This window comes from Lysobacter sp. MMG2 (assembly GCF_016735495.2).
In the GTDB taxonomy this organism is placed as follows: Bacteria; Pseudomonadota; Gammaproteobacteria; order Xanthomonadales; family Xanthomonadaceae; genus Lysobacter_J.
The window spans coordinates 864599-884558 of record NZ_JAERQY020000002.1 but is presented as its reverse complement, the minus strand read 5'-3'; the positions used below and the strand labels follow the sequence as shown (position 1 = coordinate 884558).

At 68.9% G+C, this 19960-nt stretch carries 18 protein-coding genes and 1 other RNA gene; 3 read left to right on the top strand and 16 right to left on the bottom strand.

The features are described from left to right. Window positions 1-192: 192 nt before the first annotated feature. The 8 genes from JI752_RS12010 to JI752_RS11975 all read right to left on the bottom strand — a co-directional run bounded on the left by JI752_RS12010 (window position 193) and on the right by JI752_RS11975 (window position 9176). The gene (locus tag JI752_RS12010) at window positions 193-1662 is read right to left on the bottom strand and encodes a hypothetical protein (RefSeq protein WP_216964154.1); all 1470 of its coding nucleotides are present in this window, start codon (window positions 1660-1662) and stop codon (window positions 193-195) included. A 127-nt stretch (window positions 1663-1789) separates the two neighbouring features. Then, window positions 1790-2452 (bottom strand): ribose-5-phosphate isomerase RpiA, encoded by a 663-nt coding sequence (gene rpiA / locus JI752_RS12005; RefSeq protein ID WP_216964152.1) that lies wholly within the window; start codon window positions 2450-2452, stop codon window positions 1790-1792. A gap of 58 nt (window positions 2453-2510) precedes the next feature. After that, window positions 2511-2981: an EVE domain-containing protein gene (locus tag JI752_RS12000; RefSeq protein ID WP_216964149.1), complete on the bottom strand. Its 471-nt coding sequence runs from the start codon at window positions 2979-2981 to the stop codon at window positions 2511-2513. Then, the gene (locus JI752_RS11995; protein WP_216964147.1) at window positions 2978-3565 is read right to left on the bottom strand and encodes a 5-formyltetrahydrofolate cyclo-ligase; all 588 of its coding nucleotides are present in this window, start codon (window positions 3563-3565) and stop codon (window positions 2978-2980) included. Before JI752_RS11995 ends, JI752_RS12000 begins: the two co-directional genes overlap by 4 nt. Window positions 3566-3715: 150 nt before the next feature. Next, window positions 3716-3902: non-coding RNA, 6S RNA (gene ssrS / locus JI752_RS11990), on the bottom strand. 103 nt (window positions 3903-4005) lie between these two features. Continuing rightward, the gene (locus JI752_RS11985) at window positions 4006-4311 is read right to left on the bottom strand and encodes a cell division protein ZapA (protein WP_216964144.1); all 306 of its coding nucleotides are present in this window, start codon (window positions 4309-4311) and stop codon (window positions 4006-4008) included. Window positions 4312-4318: 7 nt separating this feature from the next. Beyond that, entirely contained in the window at window positions 4319-4540 is a 222-nt protein-coding gene (locus JI752_RS11980) for a TIGR02449 family protein (protein WP_216964142.1), read from the bottom strand. A 73-nt stretch (window positions 4541-4613) separates the two neighbouring features. Then, entirely contained in the window at window positions 4614-9176 is a 4563-nt protein-coding gene (locus JI752_RS11975; RefSeq protein ID WP_216964140.1) for an EAL domain-containing protein, read from the bottom strand. Between the two features lie 136 nt (window positions 9177-9312). On the opposite strand from JI752_RS11975, the gene JI752_RS11970 reads away from it, so the two are divergent. From JI752_RS11970 to JI752_RS11960, 3 genes are all read left to right on the top strand, one after another. After that, the gene (locus tag JI752_RS11970) at window positions 9313-9852 is read left to right on the top strand and encodes a UPF0149 family protein (RefSeq protein WP_216964341.1); all 540 of its coding nucleotides are present in this window, start codon (window positions 9313-9315) and stop codon (window positions 9850-9852) included. A 103-nt stretch (window positions 9853-9955) separates the two neighbouring features. Beyond that, window positions 9956-11284, top strand: coding sequence for an aminopeptidase P N-terminal domain-containing protein (locus tag JI752_RS11965; RefSeq protein WP_216964138.1), 1329 nt, complete (start codon window positions 9956-9958; stop codon window positions 11282-11284). 194 nt (window positions 11285-11478) lie between these two features. After that, window positions 11479-11994, top strand: coding sequence for a macro domain-containing protein (locus JI752_RS11960; RefSeq protein WP_216964136.1), 516 nt, complete (start codon window positions 11479-11481; stop codon window positions 11992-11994). A 256-nt stretch (window positions 11995-12250) separates the two neighbouring features. Here JI752_RS11960 and pepQ read toward each other — a convergent pair whose 3' ends face one another. From pepQ to rph, 8 genes are all read right to left on the bottom strand, one after another. Then, on the bottom strand, window positions 12251-13567 hold the full coding sequence (gene pepQ / locus JI752_RS11955) for a Xaa-Pro dipeptidase (protein ID WP_254200569.1): 1317 nt from the start codon (window positions 13565-13567) through the stop codon (window positions 12251-12253). A gap of 234 nt (window positions 13568-13801) precedes the next feature. After that, window positions 13802-14167, bottom strand: a complete 366-nt coding sequence (locus JI752_RS11950; protein ID WP_216964132.1) for a PilZ domain-containing protein — start codon at window positions 14165-14167, stop codon at window positions 13802-13804. After that, the gene (locus JI752_RS11945) at window positions 14164-16413 is read right to left on the bottom strand and encodes a DUF1631 domain-containing protein (protein ID WP_256448124.1); all 2250 of its coding nucleotides are present in this window, start codon (window positions 16411-16413) and stop codon (window positions 14164-14166) included. Before JI752_RS11945 ends, JI752_RS11950 begins: the two co-directional genes overlap by 4 nt. A gap of 248 nt (window positions 16414-16661) precedes the next feature. Continuing rightward, window positions 16662-17864 (bottom strand): radical SAM family heme chaperone HemW, encoded by a 1203-nt coding sequence (gene hemW, locus JI752_RS11940; protein WP_216964128.1) that lies wholly within the window; start codon window positions 17862-17864, stop codon window positions 16662-16664. Between the two features lie 24 nt (window positions 17865-17888). Further along, window positions 17889-18182 (bottom strand): antibiotic biosynthesis monooxygenase family protein, encoded by a 294-nt coding sequence (locus tag JI752_RS11935; RefSeq protein WP_216964126.1) that lies wholly within the window; start codon window positions 18180-18182, stop codon window positions 17889-17891. Between the two features lie 6 nt (window positions 18183-18188). Continuing rightward, window positions 18189-18800 carry an RdgB/HAM1 family non-canonical purine NTP pyrophosphatase gene (gene rdgB, locus JI752_RS11930; RefSeq protein WP_216964124.1) on the bottom strand — a complete coding sequence of 204 codons (612 nt, stop codon included), beginning with the start codon at window positions 18798-18800 and terminating at the stop codon, window positions 18189-18191. Then, window positions 18797-19186, bottom strand: a complete 390-nt coding sequence (locus JI752_RS11925) for a VOC family protein (protein WP_216964122.1) — start codon at window positions 19184-19186, stop codon at window positions 18797-18799. Before JI752_RS11925 ends, rdgB begins: the two co-directional genes overlap by 4 nt. Before the next feature lie 3 nt (window positions 19187-19189). After that, window positions 19190-19954, bottom strand: a complete 765-nt coding sequence (rph, locus tag JI752_RS11920) for a ribonuclease PH (protein ID WP_216964120.1) — start codon at window positions 19952-19954, stop codon at window positions 19190-19192. Between the last annotated feature and the right edge of the window lie 6 nt (window positions 19955-19960).

Genomic DNA, 19960 nt, shown 5'->3' with positions numbered 1-19960 from the left:
GAAACGCACATGCGCCGATGGTAGTGTGGCTTAAGCCATGCAAGAGTAGGTCATCGCCAGGGGCTTTACCCCAGAAGGCCGGTCCAACAGGACCGGCCTTCTTCTTTTTGCGCGGGCGAAAATTAGATCACGCGGGGCGCACAAACAGACACCGGCCGAAACCTCTGCGGTAGCGCCGCGTTATCCCTCCCCTCAAAACAGCGAACCGGACCCTTCTGGAGTTTCCGAATCCTCGCCCGCCCCACGCGCCCAGCCTCCCGCGCCGTAAGGGCCCGGCGACCGCGCTGCCGGCTTGGCGGCGCGAGTCTGCGCCTGGCGGTGCGCCGCTTCGGCCATCACCTTGAACTGGCGTTCGCGCTGCAGCCACAGTTCCTCGGCAGTGTCGGCAGGTTTGCGCACCGCCACGTCCTCTTCCAGCCCCGTTTCCGGGATCTTGGAGAAGGGAATCCGCATCGGCGCCGCGTCCTGCTCCAGCGCTTCCTGCATCGCCCCGAAGTAGAGCGTGTTGTTGCCATAACGTTGATTGATCGAATCCAGCGCGGCGCTGATCGCCTTGGCTCGCCCGCGTGACGCCATCAGCTCCTGGGTAATGCTGCCCACGGGCTCCAGTTGGGTCAGCGTCACGGCCACCGATAGAGGCGGATTGCGCTTCGGATTCCAGCGCCGCTGCCGGCTGTCGGATTCGAGCGATGCCAGTTCGTCGCCCAGCAGGCGCAGCAGTGCCGGCGTATCGTCCAGCGGGGCGAACGCAAGGTCGCGTTCGAAGCGGGCATCCGCGCCGACGAAGCGGATCCGTATCGACATGCCGCCGGCCAAGTGCCCTTCATGCCTTAGCCGCATCGCCGCCTTGGCGAGAAGCTTGAACAGCACCGCGCGCGCTCCTTCGAAGCTGCGCAACTCCGGCCCCAGAACGTGCGAGTGCCCGAGCGAGCCGCGTTTTTCGCTTCGCCCCGGCAGTTCATGGCCGCGAAGTTGCAGCCAGTAGCGTTCGCCCTCGATGCTTCCCCAGGCGGTGCGCAGTTGCTGGCGCGAGGCCGCGCATAGCTGTTCCGCGGTCTGGATGCCGGCCCGACGCAGGCGTTGCTCCACCGCCGGACCGATCCCGCAGAAGTCGCGCAGGTCCAGCGCATGCAGCGCATGAGGAAGGTCCTCTGCCTCCAGCACGGTCAAGCCGTCCGGCTTGCGCATGTCCGAAGCGGTCTTGGCGAGGAAACGGTTGGGCGCGATGCCGATCGAGCAACGGATCGCGGGACTCAGGCCCTCGTCGACGAAGCGCTGCTTGATTCGCTGCGCAATCGCTTCGGCATTTGAGCGCTCGCGCTCGCGACCGATCAACCAGCACGGCACCTCATCGATCGACTCGGCCTTTCCGTGAGGAATGCAGTCTTCGATCGCCGCCATCAGCCGGTGATGCATGGCGATGTAACGCGCGGGCCGTGCCTCGCGCAGCACCAGGTCGGGGCACAGCTCCAGCGCCTCCCAGACGGGCGTTCCCGTCTTCACGCCGAAGGCCTTGGCCTCGTAACTGGCGGCGATGGCGCAGGTGGTGGCCGACATCACCGGCACGACGGCCACCGGACGCCCCAGCAATGCCGGCTCGTCGTACTGCTCCACCGAAGCGAAGTACGAGTTGAAGTCGACGAAGAGGCAGCGCAGGGTCATGTCGGGCCGGGCCGGTCGATCGGACCAGGAAAGTGTCGCCCCGCGGTGTCGCCGCGGGGCATGCGATGCGATGGTCGGCCGAGCGGATCTCAGTAGACGAGACTCGCAACCCCGGAGATCTTCGAAATCACAGGACCGTCGGCGGCTCTCCGCCCACGATCACCACGTCGGCCGGCCGACGCGCGAACAGGCCCACGCTGACCACGCCGGGAATCTGATTGATGGCCTGCTCCAGTGCGACCGGATCGACGATCGACAGACCATGGATGTCCAGGATGACGTTGCCGTTGTCGGTGATCACGCCGGTGCCGTCCGCATTCTGGCGCCATACCGGCTGTGCACGCGTCATGGCCTGGATTTCGCGCGCGACCAGACTGCGCGCCATCGGGATGACTTCCACCGGCAGCGGGAACTTGCCCAGCACGTCCACGCGTTTGCTCGGGTCGACGATGCACACGAAGGTGCGACTGGCCTCGGCAATGATCTTCTCGCGCGTGAGCGCCGCGCCGCCGCCCTTGATCAGACGCTTGTGGGGATCGCACTCATCGGCGCCGTCGACATACAGCGACAGCGTGCCGGTGGCGTTGAGGTCGAGCACTTCGATGCCGTGCGCGCGCAGGCGTTGCGTGCTCTGTTCCGAGCTCGAGACCGCGCCCTTGATGCGGTCCTTCACGCGCGCCAGCGCGTCGATGAAGAAGGCGACGGTGGACCCGGTGCCGACACCGACGATCATGCCGTCCTCGACGTACTCGATGGCTTTCTCGCCGGCCAGGCGCTTGGCTTCGCTCATGTGGTGTTTGCTTCGATGAGGGGGATTCGGGGAGCGCGTCGCGTCCGCGCGCGCAGCGTCATTCGAGGGAAAGCAGGTACTTCCACTGCGCCGACGACACGGGCAGCACCGACAGGCGATTGCCCCGCCGGATCAGCGCGAAATCCTCGCCGAGCTTGTCAGCATGCAGCTTCAGTTCGTCCAGCGTGATCGTGCGCTTGAGCTTGCGGTCGAACGCGACGTCCACCAGGAACCAGCGCGGTTCCTCGCGCGAGCTCTTGGCGTCGTAGTAGTCGGATTTCGGATCGAACTGCGTCGCGTCCGGGTAAGCCTTACTCGCCACCGTCGCCGTGCCGACGATGCCGGGCACGTCGGTGTTGGAGTGGTAAAACAGCACGCCGTCGCCGACCTGCATGCCGTCGCGCATGAAATTGCGCGCCTGGTAGTTACGCACGCCGTTCCACGGCTCGGTGCCGACACGTTGCAGATCGTCGATGGAGAACGTGTCCGGTTCGGACTTCATCAGCCAGTAGCGGCGGCGGGCGCTCATGCGGGGCTCCTGCAGTCGAGCGTGGTCGATCCGGTGCAGACCGCATCCAGGGCTACGTCCCAGTCGGCGCGGTCGAGTGCGTCGACGCGCTGCACGTCGAACGCGGCTCCCACCAGCCACGGTGGTGCGGCGTGCTGGTGGCGGAAGGCGAAACTTCGATCGTACCAACCGCCGCCCATGCCGAGCCTGTGCCCGCGTTCATCGAACGCCACCAACGGTGCCACGACGAGGCTCATCTGCTCCGGCTCCAGCAGTGACGTTTCGGCGATATCGGGCTCCGGAATGCCGTGGCGGTTGCTGACCAGGGGATCGCCCGGACGCCAGGGTGCGAAGCGCAGGCGGCCGTCCTCGCTGAGCACCGGCAGGCAGTAGATGCATTCGCGCGGCAGGCGAAGCTGCCAGACGTGCAGCGCGATCTCGCCGTCCGTGGCCCAGTAGCCGGCGACGTAACCCGATGCGGGCGCGAAGGGCAGGGCCAGCAGTTGTTGCGCGAGGCGTTCGGCGGCGGCGATGCGTTCCGCCGCGGGAAGCTCACGGCGGCGGTTGCGGAGTTCGCGGCGCAGCGCCGTGCGGTCGACCGTCATGCAGCGCGGAATCCTGTGGTGCGGCGGCATGGGGCCGGCCGGTGGACGGGAAACATCGGGTGGACGCGCGCTCGCGTCCTGCACAAAAAGTTCGGGCGCGAATCCGCGCCCGAGCTGGGTGGCGGCGTTTCCGCCGCGACCGTGAGATGGAAGTCCTCCGCCAATGACGATGCTTGCGAAACGACCTTGAACCCGGGGTTCAAGTGGGGACGCTTGGATGCCTTCGGGCTTCCCGCTACAAGGCGGACTTGCACTCCGGGCCTCCGTCGCGCCCCCGGTGTCGTCATTAAGGGGCAAGGCGAATGTTTGCGCACGCTGTCGCGCACAGCAGAGGACGAGGCGGAAGTATAGCGCGCTGACCTGTTCGTGCGTGCCCGCTCGTCGGTGCCGGCGATGGAATGATTCAGTGCGGAAACGCGTAGCGCCGTTCAGTGTTGCGATCAGCGCGTCGGCGCGTCGAACAGATCGTCCAGCCGACGGTGCAACGTGCTCAGCGTGCGCTCCAGCTCGCGGTCGCGCGCGGCCAGTTCGTCACGCAGCTGCTGCAGATCGTGTGCGAGATTCAATGCCGCCAGCACCGCGACGCGATCGAGCGCCGCCATGCGGTTATTGCCGCGGACTTCGCGCATCTTGCTGTCGAGCAGCTTCGCCGCCGACTGCAGGCTGTCGCGTTCGCCGGGCTCGCAACCCACGGTGTACTCGCGGTCGAGCAGGCGGATGCTGACGACTTCGCTGGTGGTGCTCATGGCGTGCTCACGTGTGCTGTTCCAGCGACTTCAGCCGCGCGATCATCGCCTCGACCCGCGTGCGCGCCTGTTCGTTCTTGGCGAGCAGCGTGGAGCGTTCGCCCATCAGCTGTTCCTGTTGCTGGCGCAGGCTGCGGTTCTCCTCGTTGAGGCGACGCGCACGTTCGGCCAACTGCTCGACACGGTCGGCCAGCGACTGCAGTTGGGCGATCAGTTGGGCCTGTTCCATGGCGGGCACGATAGCAGGGCGGGGTGACGGGTCAAGGGCGCGCCCGGACGGGGCGGCGCGCCCGTTCACCCGGTCAGGAGACCGTGCCCACCGTCCCGCTGCCCACCGGCACCGAGTGCGGCGTCCAGGCGCGGATGAAGGACAGGCAGCTGGCGGCCTCCAGCGGGCGGGCGAGCCAATACCCCTGGATCTCGTCGCAGCCGCGCCCGCGCAGGAACTGCATCTGCGCCTCGGTCTCCACGCCCTCGGCGATCACGGTCAGGCCCAGCGAATGCGCCATCGCGATGACCGTGGTGGTGATGGCCTCGTCGTCGGCGTCGCGGGTGAGGTCGCCGATGAACTCCTTGTCGATCTTCAGCGTGTGGATCGGTAGGCGCTTGAGATAGGCCAGCGACGAATAGCCGGTGCCGAAGTCGTCGATGGCCAGGCCCACGCCCAGCGAACGCAGCGCGTCCAGCGTCGCCGAGGTCTGCCCGGCGTTGGCCATGATCACGCTTTCGGTCAGTTCCAGCTGGAGCATCTCCGGCGGCACGCCGCTCTCCACCAGTGCACGCGCGACCTGCTTGGGCAGGTTGCCGCGCAGCAGCTGCAGCGCCGACACGTTCACCGCCATCGTCAGCTGGTCCAGGCCGCGCAGGCGCCAGCCCTTGAGGACGCTGCACGCTTCGCGCAGGGCCCATTCGCCGATGTCCAGAATCTGCCCGCTTTCCTCCGCCAGCGGGATGAACTGCGCCGGCGAGATATCGCCCAATTCCGGACTGGTCCACCGCAGCAGCGCTTCCACGCCGGTGATGCGCGAATGGTCCAGCGACAGCTTCGGCTGGAAGACCAGGCGCAACTCGTTGCGATCGAGCACGCCGCGCAAGGCCGCGGAGATCGTCGCGCGACCGCGGATCTCCACGTCCATCGCCTCGGTATAGCGCATGAAGGTGCGACGGCCCGCGGCCTTGGCCTGGTACATCGCGGTGTCGGCATGCTTGAGCAGGTCCGTCGGCACCGTCGCGTGATCGGGGTACAGGCTGATGCCGATCGAGGGCGAAATGACGACGTCATGGCGCTGGTCCAGGTCCAGCGGCGCTTCGAACGCCGCCAGCACGTCGCGCGCGACCTGCTCGGAATGCTCGACGCTTTCCAGGTTCTCCAGCAGCACCGTGAACTCGTCGCCGCCCAGGCGCGCGACCGTGTGCTGCGCGCCCACCGCCTGTTGCAGGCGATGCGCGGCCGCGCGCAGGATGCGGTCGCCCGCAGCGTGGCCGAGCGAATCGTTGATGTCCTTGAAGCGGTCCAGGTCCAGGAACAGCATCGCGATGCGCGTGTTCTGCCGGCGCGCTTTCACGATCGCCCGCGACAGGCGTTCCGACAGCAGCGCGCGATTGGGCAGGCTGGTCAGCGTGTCGTAGTTGGCGAGGTAGCGCAGTTCCTGCTCGGCGCGCTTCTGGTCGGTGATGTCGCCCAGCACCGCGACGTAGTGGCCGTGCTGGCCGCCGGCATCGAGCACTTCGCTGCCCTGGAACCAGCACAGGAATTCGTCGCCGTTCTTGCGCTGCTGCCAGATCTCGCCGGACCAGCGGCCATTGCGGCGCAGTTCGCTGCGCACGTGCTGGTAGAACGCCGGGTCGTGCTGGTCGCTGTCCAGCAGTCGGGTCGGGCGGCCGATCACTTCCGCGTCGGTGTAGCCCGTCATGCGGGTGAAGGCGGGGTTGACCGAGACGAAGCGGAACTCGCGGTCGAACACCGCCACCGCTTCGATCATGCTGTTGAGCACCTGGCCGGCGATGCGGCGGTCGCGCTCGGCGCTGCGGCTGGCGGTGATGTCGCGCGCGGTGCCGGCCACGCGCAGGGCGCGGCCGGTGGCGTCGCGTTCCACCACGCGCCCGCGTGCGCGCATCCACACCCATTTGCCATCGGGTTCGCGCACGCGGTGTTCGGACAGGTACAGCGCCGACTCGCCGCGCAGATGCCGGCGCAGCTGCGCGATGGCATGCGGCAGGTCGTCCGGGTGGATCTGCAGGTTCGCTTCCACCAGCGTCTGCACGCCGAGGTCCGGTGTCACGGCCTGGTCGTCGGCGCGCGTGCGGCGCAGCACGCGACGTTCCAGGTCGTAGTCCCAGAACTGTTCGCCGGAAGCCCACAGCGCGAGCTTGAGGCGTTCGTCGCGTTCGCGGATCTGGGCGAAGTAGCCACGCTCGCGACGGCGATCCTGATGCCGGCGCCATGCCAGTCCGCCGATGAGCGCAAGCAACGCCAGCACGCCCGCGGCGATCACCAGCGGATGCCGCCACAGCGGCGGCGCGACGTAGACCGGGATCTCCAGCGTGCGTTCGTTCCAGACGCCATGGCGGTTGGTGGCCTGCGCGAGGAACGTGTAATGGCCGAACGGAAGGCGCGAATAGGTGACATCCTGCGCGGTGCCGTTGTCGATCCAGTCCTTCTCGAAGCCGTCCATGCGGTAGCGGTAGCGCGTGGCCGCGGTGGGCGCGAAATCCAGCGCGCCGATACGCAGGCGCAGCAGGCCGTCGCCTTCGTCCAGCTCCAGGTTCGGTGCCCGCCACAGCGATCGCGGATCGGCCTTCGCCTGGCTGCCCACCCACGCGCCCAGCAGGCGCAGCGGCGCCGTATAGCCGGATTCGGGCATGCGCCTGGGGTCGAACAGGTTGAGCCCGCGAACGCCCCCGAAGACCACCCGGCCATCGTTGAGCTGCGCGACCGAGCCGCCGTGGAACTCCAGGTCCTGCAGGCCGTCGGCGAGGCCGTAGTTGCGCGTGCGCTCGTTGTGGATGTCGTAGCTGATGATGCCCGCCTGCGTGCTCAACCACAGGCGCCCCGCGGGCGCTTCGGCGATGGCGAACACCACCGGCACCAGGCTGCTGCTGAGCGTGCCCGTGAGCGGGTGGGCGAAGCGCACGCGGCCGTCCTTCTCTTCCACCACGCGGCTCAGTCCGGCGTGCGTACCGACCCACAGCGAACCGTCGTGCGCCAGGTGCAGTGCGCGCACGCGGTTGCCGGGGAGGCTTTCCGCGTCGGTGTTGGAGTGGCGGAAATGACGCAGGCGTCCCGTCGCGGGATCGAGCACGTCCAGACCATCGCCGGTGCCGAACCACACGTGGCCGTGGCGGTCTTCGACGATGGCATGCACGACCGGATAACTCAGGCCGCTGGGGTCGTTCTCGCGATAGGCGTAGTGGGTCAGTTCACCACTGTCGGGACGGTAGCGATACACGCCGTAGCCATGGCTGCCGATCCACAACGTGCCGTCGCGGCCCAGGCTCAGCGTGCGCAGCGGCGTGCGGCCGAGTTCCGGCACCGGCATCGACCGCGCCGCGCGTCGCTGCGGGTCCAGGCGGAACAGGCCGGCGTCGGTCGCCACCCACAGGTCGTTCGGGTCGGCGGGGGCGAAGGCGGTGACGTGCGGCGAGCGTCCGTCTTCGGTGAGCAGCGCGCTCAGGTCCTCGAAGCGGTCTTCGTCCTGGGCGTAACGGAACAGACGTGCGTTGTCCGTGCCGAGCCACAGCGCGCCGTCCTGCCCCTGCACGACCGAACGGATGCTGTCGGCCGAAGCCGGGCTGTCCGGCCGGCGCGGGTGCTCCAGGTTGAACACGTAGCGGAACCGCGTGCCGCGCGGATCGGTGACGGCGATGCCGCGGAACTGGCCGCCGGTCCACAGCATGCCGCCGCGGTCGATCATCAGGGTGTTGATGGAGTCGTCCGGGAGACTGGCATCGATGCCCGGCTCCTCGCGCACCTCTTCGACCTGACCCGACACCGGGTCGAACCGGCGCAGGCCGTAGCCGTACACGGAGAACCACAGGTGCCGGTCCGGCGCCTGCGCGATCGCGCGCACCATCGGCACGGAGTCCTCCGCCCAGGCTTGCTGCGGCCAGGCGCGCACCAGCTCGCGGCCGTTGCTGTGCAGCCGGAACAGCCCGTCGCGACGGCCCAGCCAGAGCTGGCCGGCGCCGTCCTGGAACAGTGATGTCACCGCGTCGGCCGGGCCGATGCGTTCGGGCAGGCTGCCGTCGAGCCGGTACAGCCCCTGCGGGCCGCCCCACCAGGCCACGCCATCGCGCGTGACCAGCAGGCTCTGCCGGCTGGCGCTGCCCAGCACCTGCGTCTCCAGCGGCACGACGGTCTGGCGCTGCGTGGTCTGTGGGTCCAGCCGCTCCAGGCCGGCCATCGTCCCGACCCAGACCTGCCCGCGGTGCGGCAGCACGGCCATCACCTGGCGGTGCGGATGCGCGTTGCCCGACGCGCGGAAACGGCGGATCTGACCGTTGGCCAGGTCCAGCCGGCTGAGGTATTCGGAATAGGTGCCGACCCACAGCGCCTTGTCGCCGTCGAGCGCCAGCGCGGTGATGTGGCTGTCGGGCAGGCTCGCCGGGTCGCGCGGGTTGTGCCGGTAGGGCAGGTAGCGCTGGCCGTCGTAACGGTGCAGGCCGCCCTGCGTGGCCACCCAGACGTAGCCCTGGCTGTCCTGGGCGAGCGCGGTGACGGTGTTCTGGACCAATCCCCGATCGCTGCCCAGGCGGTCGAAGTAGAAATCCCGCGTGGCGGCGCCCGCCGTCCCGGCCAGGGCTGCCACGAGCACGAATGCCGACCCGGCCAGCCGGGCGGCGGAGAAGAAGGTCTGGCGATGCAACGAAACACCCCTTGGCAGCGTCTGCAGCGCTGCTGTGCGCAGTGTAGGCAGGCGTTCGCGCCGGCAACAACCATCGGGTTGTTACACTGCGGCCCGTCCCCCGCTTTCAACCCAGTTTCCAGTCCTCGTGTCCGAAATCGAACTGCCCGACGTGACCGCAATCGAGGCCGAGAGCCGCCAGCTGGCGCTCGCCGCTTCTCCCTATGAACTCCACGGCGGCCTGTGCGGCTGGCTGGCCGGCGGCGGTGCCTCGCTGCGGGAGTGGCCGGCCAAGGTGCTGGCCGACGACGCCCTGCCGACGCCGGCCCCCGGCACTGCGCTGGACGAACTGCGCCTGGCCAGCGCCGCGCAGCTGGCCGACCGCAGCTTCGACTTCGCCCTCCTGCTGCCCGACGCCGACGCCTCCCTGGCCGAGCGCAGCGGCGCGCTGTTCGAGTGGTGCCGCGGATTCCTGGGTGGCTTCGGACTGTCCGCCGGCGCCAAGCCGCGCCTGTCGGAAGAGAGCCGTGAAGCGCTCGGCGACCTGGCCAAGCTCGCCGCCGCGCAGGCGCAGAGCGACGGCGACGAGGAAGACGAGGAAGCGCTGGTGGAAATCGAAGAGTTCGTGCGCGTGGCCGTGCTGCTGCTGCACGGCGACTGCGCGCTGGCGGCGCAGCATCGGCAGAAGTTGAACTGACTTAGGTATTCGGGATTCGGGATTGGGGATTCGCAAGAGCGAAAGCATGAATGCCCCGCTTTTCCATCGAATCCCGAATCCCGAATCTCCAATCCCAAGTCAAATGCACAAAGCCCTCCGAATCCCCGACAAGGCCTACGCGAAGCGCCGCAAGCAGCTCATGCGCATGGCCGGCGACGACGCGATCGCGATCCTCCCGTCCGCGCCCGAACGCATCCGCAGCCGCGACACGCACTATCCGTACCGGCAGGATTCGGACCTGCTCTACCTCACCGGCTTTCCCGAGCCCGAAGCGGTGCTGGTGCTGGTGCCCGGCCGCAAACACGGCGAGGTGATCCTGTTCTGCCGCGAGCGCGATCCCGAGCGCGAAGGTTGGGACGGCCCGCGTTTCGGTCCGGAAGGCGCGGTGGAAGCATTCGGCCTCGACGACGCGTATCCCATCACCGACCTCGACGACATCCTGCCCGGCCTGCTCGAAGGCCGCTCGCGCGTGTACTACCACTTCGGGCGCGACCAGGAGTTCGACCTCAAGCTGATCGGCTGGCTCAACCGCGTGCGCGCGATGGTGCGCCAGGGCGCGCAGCCGCCGCACGAATTCCTCGAGCTGGGCCACTTGCTCGACGAACTGCGCCTGTTCAAGGACCGCGACGAACTGCGCCTGATGCAGCGCGCCGCCGACATCAGCGTGCTGGCGCACGAAGCGGCAATGCACGCCGCGCGACCGGGCGTGCACGAGTACCAGCTGCAGGCCGAAGTCGAACGCGTGTTCCGTGCGAACGACGCCGATCCGGCGTACAGCAGCATCGTCGGTGCGGGCGCCAACGCCTGCGTGCTGCACTACCGCGCCAACGGCGCGCAGGCGAAGGACGGCGAACTCGTCCTCATCGACGCCGGCGCCGAGTACCGCGGCTACGCGGCCGACATCACGCGTACGTTCCCGGTCAACGGCCGTTTCACGAAGGAACAGCGCGTGTTGCACGACCTCGTCGGCGAGGCGCAGGCCGCCGCGCTAGCGGTGGCTCGTCCGGGCATCCCGTACGAAGCCGGTCACGTTGCCGCAGTGGAAACGTTGACCGAAGGCCTGCTGCGCCTGGGCCTGCTCAAGGGCAAGCTGGAGAAGAATCTCGCCGACGGCAGCTACCGCCGTTTCTACCGGCACAAGACCGGCCACTGGCTCGGGCTCGACGTGCACGATGTGGGCGAGTACCGCCTCGACGGCGAATCGCGCCTGCTCGAACCGGGCATGGTCTTCACCATCGAACCGGGCCTGTACGTGTCGAGCGACGACACCACCGTCGATGCGAAATGGCGCGGCATCGGCATCCGAACGGAAGACGACGTGCTCGTGACGCGCGACGAACCCGAAGTGCTCACCAACGCGCTGGCGCGCAGCGCCGACGAAATCGAAGCATTGATGGCCGCGCGCGGCTGAGCTGCCCGTGTTCCCTCTCCCCTTGCGGGAGAGGGACAGGCCGCCGAAGGCGACCAGGGAGAGGGGGGGCGCGTCGCAGTAAACCGCACCGCGCAACCGCTTTGATCCGCATCAAACAGCCGCGTCCGCGGAAGCCTATGGTCGAACCATCACCGCCGTCGAACGCGGTGTCCGGTTCCCATAGGAGACAGACCATGCTCAAAGAAGTGGAAGGCGATCTGCTGCTGACGAACGCGCAGGTCATCGCACACGGCATCGCGCCGGAAGATCATTTCGACAGCGGACTGGCGCTGGCGCTGCGCGAACGGTGGCCGTCGATGGTGCGCGACTATCGCCACGCGATGCGCCGCGAGCCGCTGGAACCCGGCGACATCTGGGCGTGGAGCGGCGTGGACGAGGGCGGCCGGCGCATCGAGATCGTGAACCTGCTGACGCAGGACATGCATCGCGGCCATGCGGGCAAGGCGAGCCTGCTCAACGTCAGTCACTCGCTCAAGGCATTGGCGCGGCATGTGCGCGAAGAAGGCATCCGCAGCCTCGCGTTGCCGCGACTGGCGACCGGCGTGGGCGGCCTGGAATGGGTGGACGTGCGGCCGCTGGTGCAGCACCTGGGCGAACTCGGGATTCCGGTGATCGTCTACACGACCTACCACGCGGACGTGGCGGCGAACGAAGGATTGAGCGCGCAGCGGGACTTTTCGCCGGCTTGAGTCGATCCAGCCCCGTAGCCCCGTAGCCCCGTAGCCCGGGTAAGCGAAGCGCACCCGGGAACCCTGCCGCCCCGCGCCCCGGGTGCGGCCTACGGCCTTACCCGGGCTACGAGGAGCTCCGGGTGCGGGGCCCTTGTTCCGGCAGTTCGGCATCGAAGACGCACGGCTGCCATGGCGATGGCGCGCCGGCTTCGGATCGCCCGGCCCGGCCATCCATCCATGGCCGGTCGTTCGCAGCCTACGCGGCAGTGCGCAGCTAGGCTGCGAACCCCTCGCGCGTGAGGTTCAACGGCGCCACATCGGTGCAGGCCACATCGTCCTCGATGCGGATGCCGCCGAAGGGTTTGAACGCGTCCACGCGCGCCCAGTCGATGCTGTCGCCGTGGCCGTTCTTCTTCACTTCGTCCAGCAGCATGTCGATGAAGTACAGGCCCGGCTCGATCGTCACCACCATGCCAGGCTCCAGTACGCGCGTCAGGCGCAGGTACGGATGGCCGTCCGGCTTGGCGATCGTGCCGCCTTCGTCGCTGGCCGCAAAGCCGGCCACGTCGTGCACCTGCAGGCCGATGCCGTGGCCGATGCCGTGCGGGAAGAACGCGCTGCTCACACCCGTGGCGACGGCGGCTTCGGGCGAAACGTTGATGACGCCGAAGTCCTTCAGCACGTTCGCCAGCGCGAGGTGCGCGTCGAGGTGGATCTGCCTGTAGTCCACGCCCGCGCGCACCTGGTCGCACATCTTCAGCTGCGCGCCGTCGACGGCGTCGATCATCGCCTGGAACTCACTGCCGGCATCGTGCGCGTAGGTGCGCGTGATGTCGCAGGCGTAGCCGTGGTGCGCGGCGCCGGCGTCGATGAGGAAGCTGCGCGGCGATTGCGGGGCGACCACGTCGCGGTCGGTGTAATGCAGCACGGCGCCGTGCTCGTTGAGCGCGATGATGTTGCTGTACGGCAGGTCGTCGGCGTCCTGCGCGGCGGCCTGGCAATAGACCAGGTGGATGCCGAACTCGCTCGCGCCGGCGCGGAACGCGCGCTCGGCCGCGCGGTGCGCACGCACGCCGCGGCGCGTGGCCTGGCGCATCATCTCGATTTCGTACGGCGTCTTGAACGCGCGGTGGTACTCCAAGTAGTTCACCACCGGCGCCGGGTTGTTCGGCACGAAGCCGCCGACCGCGCTGAGCGGCTCGCCCAGGATCGCGCAGCGCGCCGGATTCGCCGGCAGGTGCTGCAGCGCTTCCTGCGGTGTGCGGATGACGACGATGTCGAAGTGCTCGACCCAGTAACCGCTCGGCGCCGACGGCACGACGTGCCAGTAGTCGAACGGCTGCAGGAAGATCAGCTTGGGCTTCTGGCCCGGCGTGACGACCAGCCAGCTGCCCGGCGCGCGCGTGAGCGGCAGCCAGGCCTTGAACTGCGGATTCACCGCGTACGGGTAGTCGCGGTCGTCGAAGACCTGGTAGTGCGACGTGCCGCTGGGCACGACCAGATGCTCGAAGCCGCCGCGGGCCAGGGCCTGCTCGGTGCGGCGGTGCAGCTGGGACAGATGGTGCGGGTAAAGCTCGGCGACAGTGGTCATTCGAATGCGGTCTGGGGCGAATTTCTTGCGCCTATTCTGCCGCAAAGCCGCGGGCATTCTGCTTCTCCCCGCTTTGCACGGGGAGGTTGGGAGGGGGTGTGAGGCGCGTATGCGCCGAACGTTCGTACAGGGAGCTCGCCGCTGCGCGGCTTCGCGACTCTTCCGCACCCCCCCTGCACGCAGGGGAGGGCGACTCAGGCGCGCCTCATGCGCGGCGCGCGGCACGCGGCCTGTTCAGATCGGCTTGCCGTGCCCGGATTCCAGCCAGTGGCGAAGCTGCTGCAGCTCGCTCTCCAGCATGGTGATGAAGCGGAAGCCCGACCACGTCTGGCCCGGCGTGCTGGTGTCGTCCTGCCACAGCAGGTGCGCGCCGACTTCGATCGGCGCGCTGTTGGAATAGCCGTTCTGGTGCGGGGCGCCGCGCAGGTTGAAGCGCAGCTGGTACAGACCGTCCTCCACCAGTGGCGTGGTCGCGATCAGCAGCATGCCGGTCTCCGACAAGTTGCTGAGCTGGCCGATCACGGTGTCGGTCATGGTGTCGACGACCTGGACCGGGTCCTGGATCGCACGGCGGCGTGCGCGGCGGAACTCTTCCATCATGCGTGAGCCTCCGAGGTGCTGTTGTGTCCGACGAGCTGGCCGAGTGCGCCCATCACGGCGCTCCAGGCGCGATCCACCAACCGGCTCTTTTCTTCGGTGACGATACGCACGCGCCCGGCGGACATGTGCCGCGCGAGGCTGTCCAGCGACTGCTCCGCCACGCGCTGGCCGCGCTGGTTCACGAACAGCGCGTTGTCGGTGACCGGACTGAACCACGACAGGCGGCGGCGCACGACCTCGCCGGTTTCGCCCAGGTCGAACTCGAACCACGTCCCGAACGGAAGCGTGCGCAGGTGGCGCCAGCACTCCTGTTCCTTGGGCGAGCGATCGGGAAGCTTCGGTGCAGGCGCTTCTTCGGTGCCCAGGCGGGTGCGCGCCTTGAGCTTGAGCGCCAGTTCGGTGCGCGAGGCGGCGTCGTCGTCATTGGCCGCCGCCGCGCCGGTGACGAGCTGGCGCGAGATCGCGCCGGCGTCCTCGACGTGGTAGCCGACCTGCGTCAGCGCGGCCTCGATGTCCTCGCCCAGTGCATGCGTGACCTGCCCGCGTTGCCCCGCCACATTGGCGGCGACGATCTCGCGCGTCGCGGCCAACTGGCGTTGCCATTCCTCCGAATCCTCGCCGCTGCGCAGCAGGGTCAGGGTGAGCACGTCCGTCCACGCCTGGCTCAGCAGCGTCTGCACGAAGCGCGGCAGTTTCTGGTCGCTGATGATGCCGGTGATCGCCTCGCTGGCCTGGCGCTTGGCCATCACCAGCTTCTCCTTGCCGCGCGCGGCTTCGACGTGCCGGCGCTCGGCGACTTCCGCCTTGCGCGCCATCGAACGCAGGTGGTCCTGCAGCTGGCGGTTGGCGTTCTCGAACACGCCGGGGTCGCCGTCGTAGTTCTCCACGACGTGGTCCACCGCACGGCGCAGCTGGTCGTTGAGCTGCGGGTCGGTTTCGTCCTTGGGAACCCAGTGCGCGCCCGCCTCGGCGACGGCGTTGAGCAACTGGCGTGCCGGATGTTCGTTGCGGACGAAGAAGCCGCGATCCTGCAGCGCCAGCCGCACCAGCGGCACCTGCAGGCGGTTGAGCAGGGTGGAGACTGCGGCGTCGGTGCGCAGTTCGCGGCCGATCTCGTTGTAGAACAGGTCCAGCAGCTCGAAGGCATCGCTGTCGTCGCGCGACAGGAATGCCGCCTCGCCACGCTGCTGGCGCGCCTGCGCGAGCAGCGTCTGGCGCACGTCGGTGAGGTTGCGCGGCGGGCTCTGGTGCAGCGGCAGGTCCTGCAACGAGGCCAGCGCGTTGACCAATTCATCCCGGGTCAGCGTGGGCCGCGCCGCGCCGCTGTCAGAGCCGGGGCGCAGCTTGCCCACCAGGTCGCGTCGCGCGGACAGCAACTGCTGCAACAGCGCGAAGGCCTCGTCCTCCATCGCCGGGCTCGACGGATCGTCGTCGGGCTGGCCGGGCCAGGCGGTCATCGGTCGCTGGCGGCCCGGGGCCGCATCGGTCGGGTCGCCGCCGCGTCGCGGGGCGTCCTGCCGCTGCGGCGAGCGCGGACGCACCGGCACGAACGACAGGCTCGGCAGCACGTTCTCGCGCGCGAGCAGGGCGTTCATCGTCTCCACCAGCTGGGCGTAGCCGGTCATGACCTGGTGATCGAAGACCTTGTACAGATGCAGTCGCGCTTCGGCGCTGATCTGCAGCGCGTGCGCGGCCTCGGACAGGATGCGCCCCAGCGCATAGGGCCCCACCGGCAGCCGCTCCGCATCGAAGGCCGGCTGCCCCGCCAGCACGCCGAAGCGCTGGCCGAGCAGCAGCAGCGGCAAGCCGGCGCGGGATTCCTGGCGCGCGGCGATGGTGTGCAGTTGGTTGGCCTCGTCGACCTCCCCGTGCTCGACCAGGCGCAGGTCGCGGAAGGCCGGCACGGCGCCGTCGCCCTCCACGGGCGCGGCGATCGGATCGCGGATCGTCGTCAGCTCGCTCTCGACCAGCGCCAGGAAGCGCGGTACCAGGTCGGCGCGGTTGAGTCGCGTGGTGCGCAGGGTTTCAAGGTGGCTGGCCTGCTGCGCGGGATTGCGCGCCAGGTCGGCGTGCTTGAAAAGTTGCTGCTCGAACTCGCCGAGCATCGCCTCGAGCTGGCGGGACATTTCGTCCGAGACCAGCGCGTAGAGATGCTCGAGCACTCGCCGCACGCGCCTGGGCAGCGCGGCCGAGGCGAGGGTAGGGCGAGGGATCGAACTGCCAAGAGGTTCGAACGTTGCGGACATGCGGGATCACCGTGTCGATCGGGACGATCATGCATCGGCCCATCGTGCCCCGCCAGCCTTGCCGCTCAGGCGGTCCCTCAGGGGGCGACCACTCGATGAAACGGCGCGAGAGATAAACAGCGGCCAGCGTGACCCGGCGAACGCGATTGTCCACTGGACAATCCGAGCGGCCGCGACCGCCCTGCCGGCGCGGGAGCGAAGCGCCACTTTCGAAGGAATGCGCGGCGAATGCCGTGTTTCCGCGACGATCAGACCACCGTGTAGCCGGCCACTTCGTGCGCGGACGTGGTCCCGGTCCCGCCGTCGAGGAAGAGCTCGATGACGTCGTTGGTGAAGCGCCGGCCGAGCTCGGTCGGACGCACGCGATCGCCGTCGATCGCCAGCCACCCCTGCGCGACTGCAGCATCGAGTTGCGCGGAGATGGTCGAACGCGGCAGCCCGGTGCGCGCATCGAAAGCGTCGAGCGAGAACCCGTCCACCAGTCGCAGCGCATTGAGCATGTATTCGAACGCGCGCCGGTCCGGGGCGATGCGGTCGTCGCCGCCGATCGCCTCGGCATGCCCGGCGCGGGCGAGGTACTGGGTCGGGTGCTTGACCTTCCAGCGACGCAGGATGTCCTGTTCGGCGCCCAGGGTGATCTTGCCGTGCGCGCCCGCGCCGATGCCCAGGTAGTCGCCGTACTGCCAGTAGTTGAGGTTGTGCAGGCACTGCCGGCCGGGCTGCGCGTAGGCGCTGACTTCGTACTGTGCGTAGCCCGCCTGCGCGAGCATCGCCTGGCAGTGCTCCTGCATGTCCCAGCTGGCGTCGTCGTCGGGGATGTCGCGCGGCGGGCGCGCGGCGAAGACGGTGTTCGGCTCCAGCGTCAGCTGGTAGTGGCTGACGTGCGTGGGCTGCAGGGCGAAGGCGCGCGCCAGGTCGTGCTCGGCCATCGCCAGCGTCTGCCCGGGCAGGGCGTACATCAGGTCCAGGTTGAAGTTGTCGAAGCCGGCGTCCTGCGCCAGCTTCACCGCCGCCTCGGCCTCGGCGCTGTCGTGGATGCGGCCCAGGCGCTTGAGGCTGTCGTCGTCGAAACTCTGGATGCCGAAGCTCAGGCGGTTCACGCCGGCGGCGCGGTAGAGCTCGAAGCGGCCGTGCTCGGCGGTGCCGGGGTTGGTTTCCAGCGTGATCTCGCAACCCGGCGCGAAGCGCAGGCGGCTGCTGGCGGCCTGCAGGAAGCGGTCGATGTGCTCGGGCGGGAACAGGCTCGGCGTGCCGCCGCCCAAGAACACCGAGTGCACGGTGCGACCCCAGACCAGCGGCAGGTCGTAGTCCAGGTCGGCCAGCAGGGCATCGACGTAGGTGTCGAACGGCAGCGCGCCGCGCCCTTCGTGCGAATTGAAATCGCAGTACGGGCACTTGCGCACGCACCAGGGCAGGTGGACGTAGAGCGAGAGGGGCGGCGTGGTAAGCACGTGGGCGTGGCGTGGAGCGAAAGGTCAGTCGTCGGCGTGGAACGTGCCGAGCGGGCGTTCGGTGAGCGTCAGGGCGTCGCCGCGCGCGTCCAGTTCGGCGTAGCGCGACGGCAGGTGGGCGCGGAAGGCAGTGTAGTCCTGCTCGCTGCGCCAGCGGTCGAGCGTGAGGTAGCGGCCGTCGCCGCGCAGCAGCTCGGTGCCCAGGTAGCCCGGAAACGTCCGGAACAGCGCGACCCAGTCACCGTCGGCGCCGTACATCGCTTCGAACGCGGCTTCCGAGCCGGGCCGAACCTCGTACTCCCAGACGATGACGTGCACGTCCGTCTACCGCGCCGCGTCCAGCAGCTGGCGTCGCAGCGCGGCCAGCGCGAGGCCGCGGTGGCTGATGCGGTTCTTCAGTTCGGCATCCAGTTCCGCCGCCGACAAGCCCTGCTCCGGATCGAGAAACACCGGGTCGTAGCCGAACCCGCCCGCACCGCGCCGTTCGCGCAGCACGCGGCCGCGCCAGATGCCTTCGGCGATCAGCGGCTGCGGGTCCTCGGCGTGGCGCAGCAGCACGATCACCGCATAGAAGTGCGCGGTGCGCTGCGCATCGGGCACGTCGCGCAGCGCGTGCAGCAGTTTGTCGATGTTCGCCTCCGCGTTGCCGTGCTCGCCGGCATAGCGCGCCGAGTAAAGGCCGGGCGCGCCGCCCAACGCATCCACGCAGATGCCGGAGTCGTCGCCCAGCGCGGGCAGGCCGGTTTCGCGTGCGGCTTTTCGCGCTTTCAGCAGCGCGTTCTCGACGAAGGTCAGGCCGGTCTCGTCGGCGTCGCTCACGCCCAGTTCGCCCTGCGTGACGATCTCGATGCCGCTGTCGTCCAGCAGTTCGCGGATCTCCGCCAGCTTGCCGCGGTTGCTGCTGGCGATGACCCAGCGTTCGGATGCGGCGCTCACGCCTTGGGCTCCAGCAGGTCCCAGCGGTTGCCGTACAGGTCTTCGAACACCGCCACGGTGCCGTAGGGCTCGTGGCGCGGCGATTCGAGGAAACGCACGCCGTGCTCGAGCATCGACGCATGGTCGCGCGCGAAATCGTCGGTGTGCAGGAAGAAGCCGACACGGCCGCCGGTCTGGTTGCCGACGCTCGCGCGCTGCTCCGCGCCATCGGCCTGCGCGAGCAGCAGCGCGGATTCGGCGCCGCTCGGCGCCACACGCACCCAGCGCTTGCCGCCGCCCAGGTCGATGTCGTCCAGCAGTTCGAAGCGCAGCGCGCCGGTGTAGAACGCGATGGCCTCGTCGTAGTCGTCCACGACGAGCGTGACGGTGGCGACGAAGCGCTTCATGGCTCAGCCTGCCAGCGCTTCGCGCTGCTTGACGATCAGTTCGGCGATGCCCGCTTCGGCCAGCGAGGTCAGCGCGTCGAGTTCATCGCGACGGAAGGCGTGGCCTTCGGCCGTGCCCTGCAACTCGATGAAACCGCCGCCGTCGTTCATGACGACGTTCATGTCGGTGTCGCAGTCGCTGTCCTCGGCGTAGTCCAGGTCCAGCACCGGCACGCCGCGATACACGCCGACCGACACCGCGGCGACGGCGCCGAAGATCGGATCGCGCGTGATCTCGCGCCGCGCCATCAGCCAGCGCACCGCATCGGCCAGCGCCACGTAGGCGCCGGTGATGGCCGCCGTGCGCGTGCCGCCGTCGGCCTGCAGGACGTCGCAGTCCAGCGTGATGGTGCGTTCGCCCAGCAGCTTGCGGTCGATGCAGGCGCGCAGCGAGCGGCCGATCAGGCGCTGGATCTCCAGCGTGCGCCCGCCCTGCTTGCCGCGCGCGGCCTCGCGGTCGGAGCGCGAATGCGTGGCGCGCGGCAGCATGCCGTACTCGGCCGTGACCCAGCCCTCGCCCTTGCCGCGCAGGAACGGAGGCACCTTGTTCTCCACGGTGGCGGTGCACAGCACGCGCGTTTCGCCGAAGCACACCAGCACCGAGCCCTCCGCGTGGCGGGTGAAGCCGCGTTCGATGCGGACCTCGCGCATCTGCGCGGGCGCGCGGCCGCTGGGGCGGGCGACGGTGGCCGGGGAGCCGGCGGAGGGGGCGACAGGCGAGCCGGACATGACCGA

Excerpts from the sequence above, each read along its gene's own strand:
- JI752_RS12010 (WP_216964154.1), bottom strand. The coding sequence starts at position 1,662 with ATGACCCTGCGCTGCCTCTTCGTCGACTTCAACTCGTACTTCGCTTCG.
- JI752_RS11995 (WP_216964147.1), bottom strand. The coding sequence starts at position 3,565 with ATGACGGTCGACCGCACGGCGCTGCGCCGCGAACTCCGCAACCGCCGC.
- JI752_RS11985 (WP_216964144.1), bottom strand. The coding sequence starts at position 4,311 with ATGAGCACCACCAGCGAAGTCGTCAGCATCCGCCTGCTCGACCGCGAG.
- JI752_RS12000 (WP_216964149.1), bottom strand. The coding sequence starts at position 2,981 with ATGAGCGCCCGCCGCCGCTACTGGCTGATGAAGTCCGAACCGGACACG.
- JI752_RS11965 (WP_216964138.1), top strand. The coding sequence starts at position 9,956 with ATGCACAAAGCCCTCCGAATCCCCGACAAGGCCTACGCGAAGCGCCGC.
- pepQ (WP_254200569.1), bottom strand. The coding sequence starts at position 13,567 with ATGACCACTGTCGCCGAGCTTTACCCGCACCATCTGTCCCAGCTGCAC.
- JI752_RS11950 (WP_216964132.1), bottom strand. The coding sequence starts at position 14,167 with ATGATGGAAGAGTTCCGCCGCGCACGCCGCCGTGCGATCCAGGACCCG.
- JI752_RS11945 (WP_256448124.1), bottom strand. The coding sequence starts at position 16,413 with ATGTCCGCAACGTTCGAACCTCTTGGCAGTTCGATCCCTCGCCCTACC.
- JI752_RS11925 (WP_216964122.1), bottom strand. The coding sequence starts at position 19,186 with ATGAAGCGCTTCGTCGCCACCGTCACGCTCGTCGTGGACGACTACGAC.
- rph (WP_216964120.1), bottom strand. The coding sequence starts at position 19,954 with ATGTCCGGCTCGCCTGTCGCCCCCTCCGCCGGCTCCCCGGCCACCGTC.
- JI752_RS11980 (WP_216964142.1), bottom strand. The coding sequence starts at position 4,540 with ATGGAACAGGCCCAACTGATCGCCCAACTGCAGTCGCTGGCCGACCGT.
- JI752_RS11960 (WP_216964136.1), top strand. The coding sequence starts at position 11,479 with ATGCTCAAAGAAGTGGAAGGCGATCTGCTGCTGACGAACGCGCAGGTC.
- rpiA (WP_216964152.1), bottom strand. The coding sequence starts at position 2,452 with ATGAGCGAAGCCAAGCGCCTGGCCGGCGAGAAAGCCATCGAGTACGTC.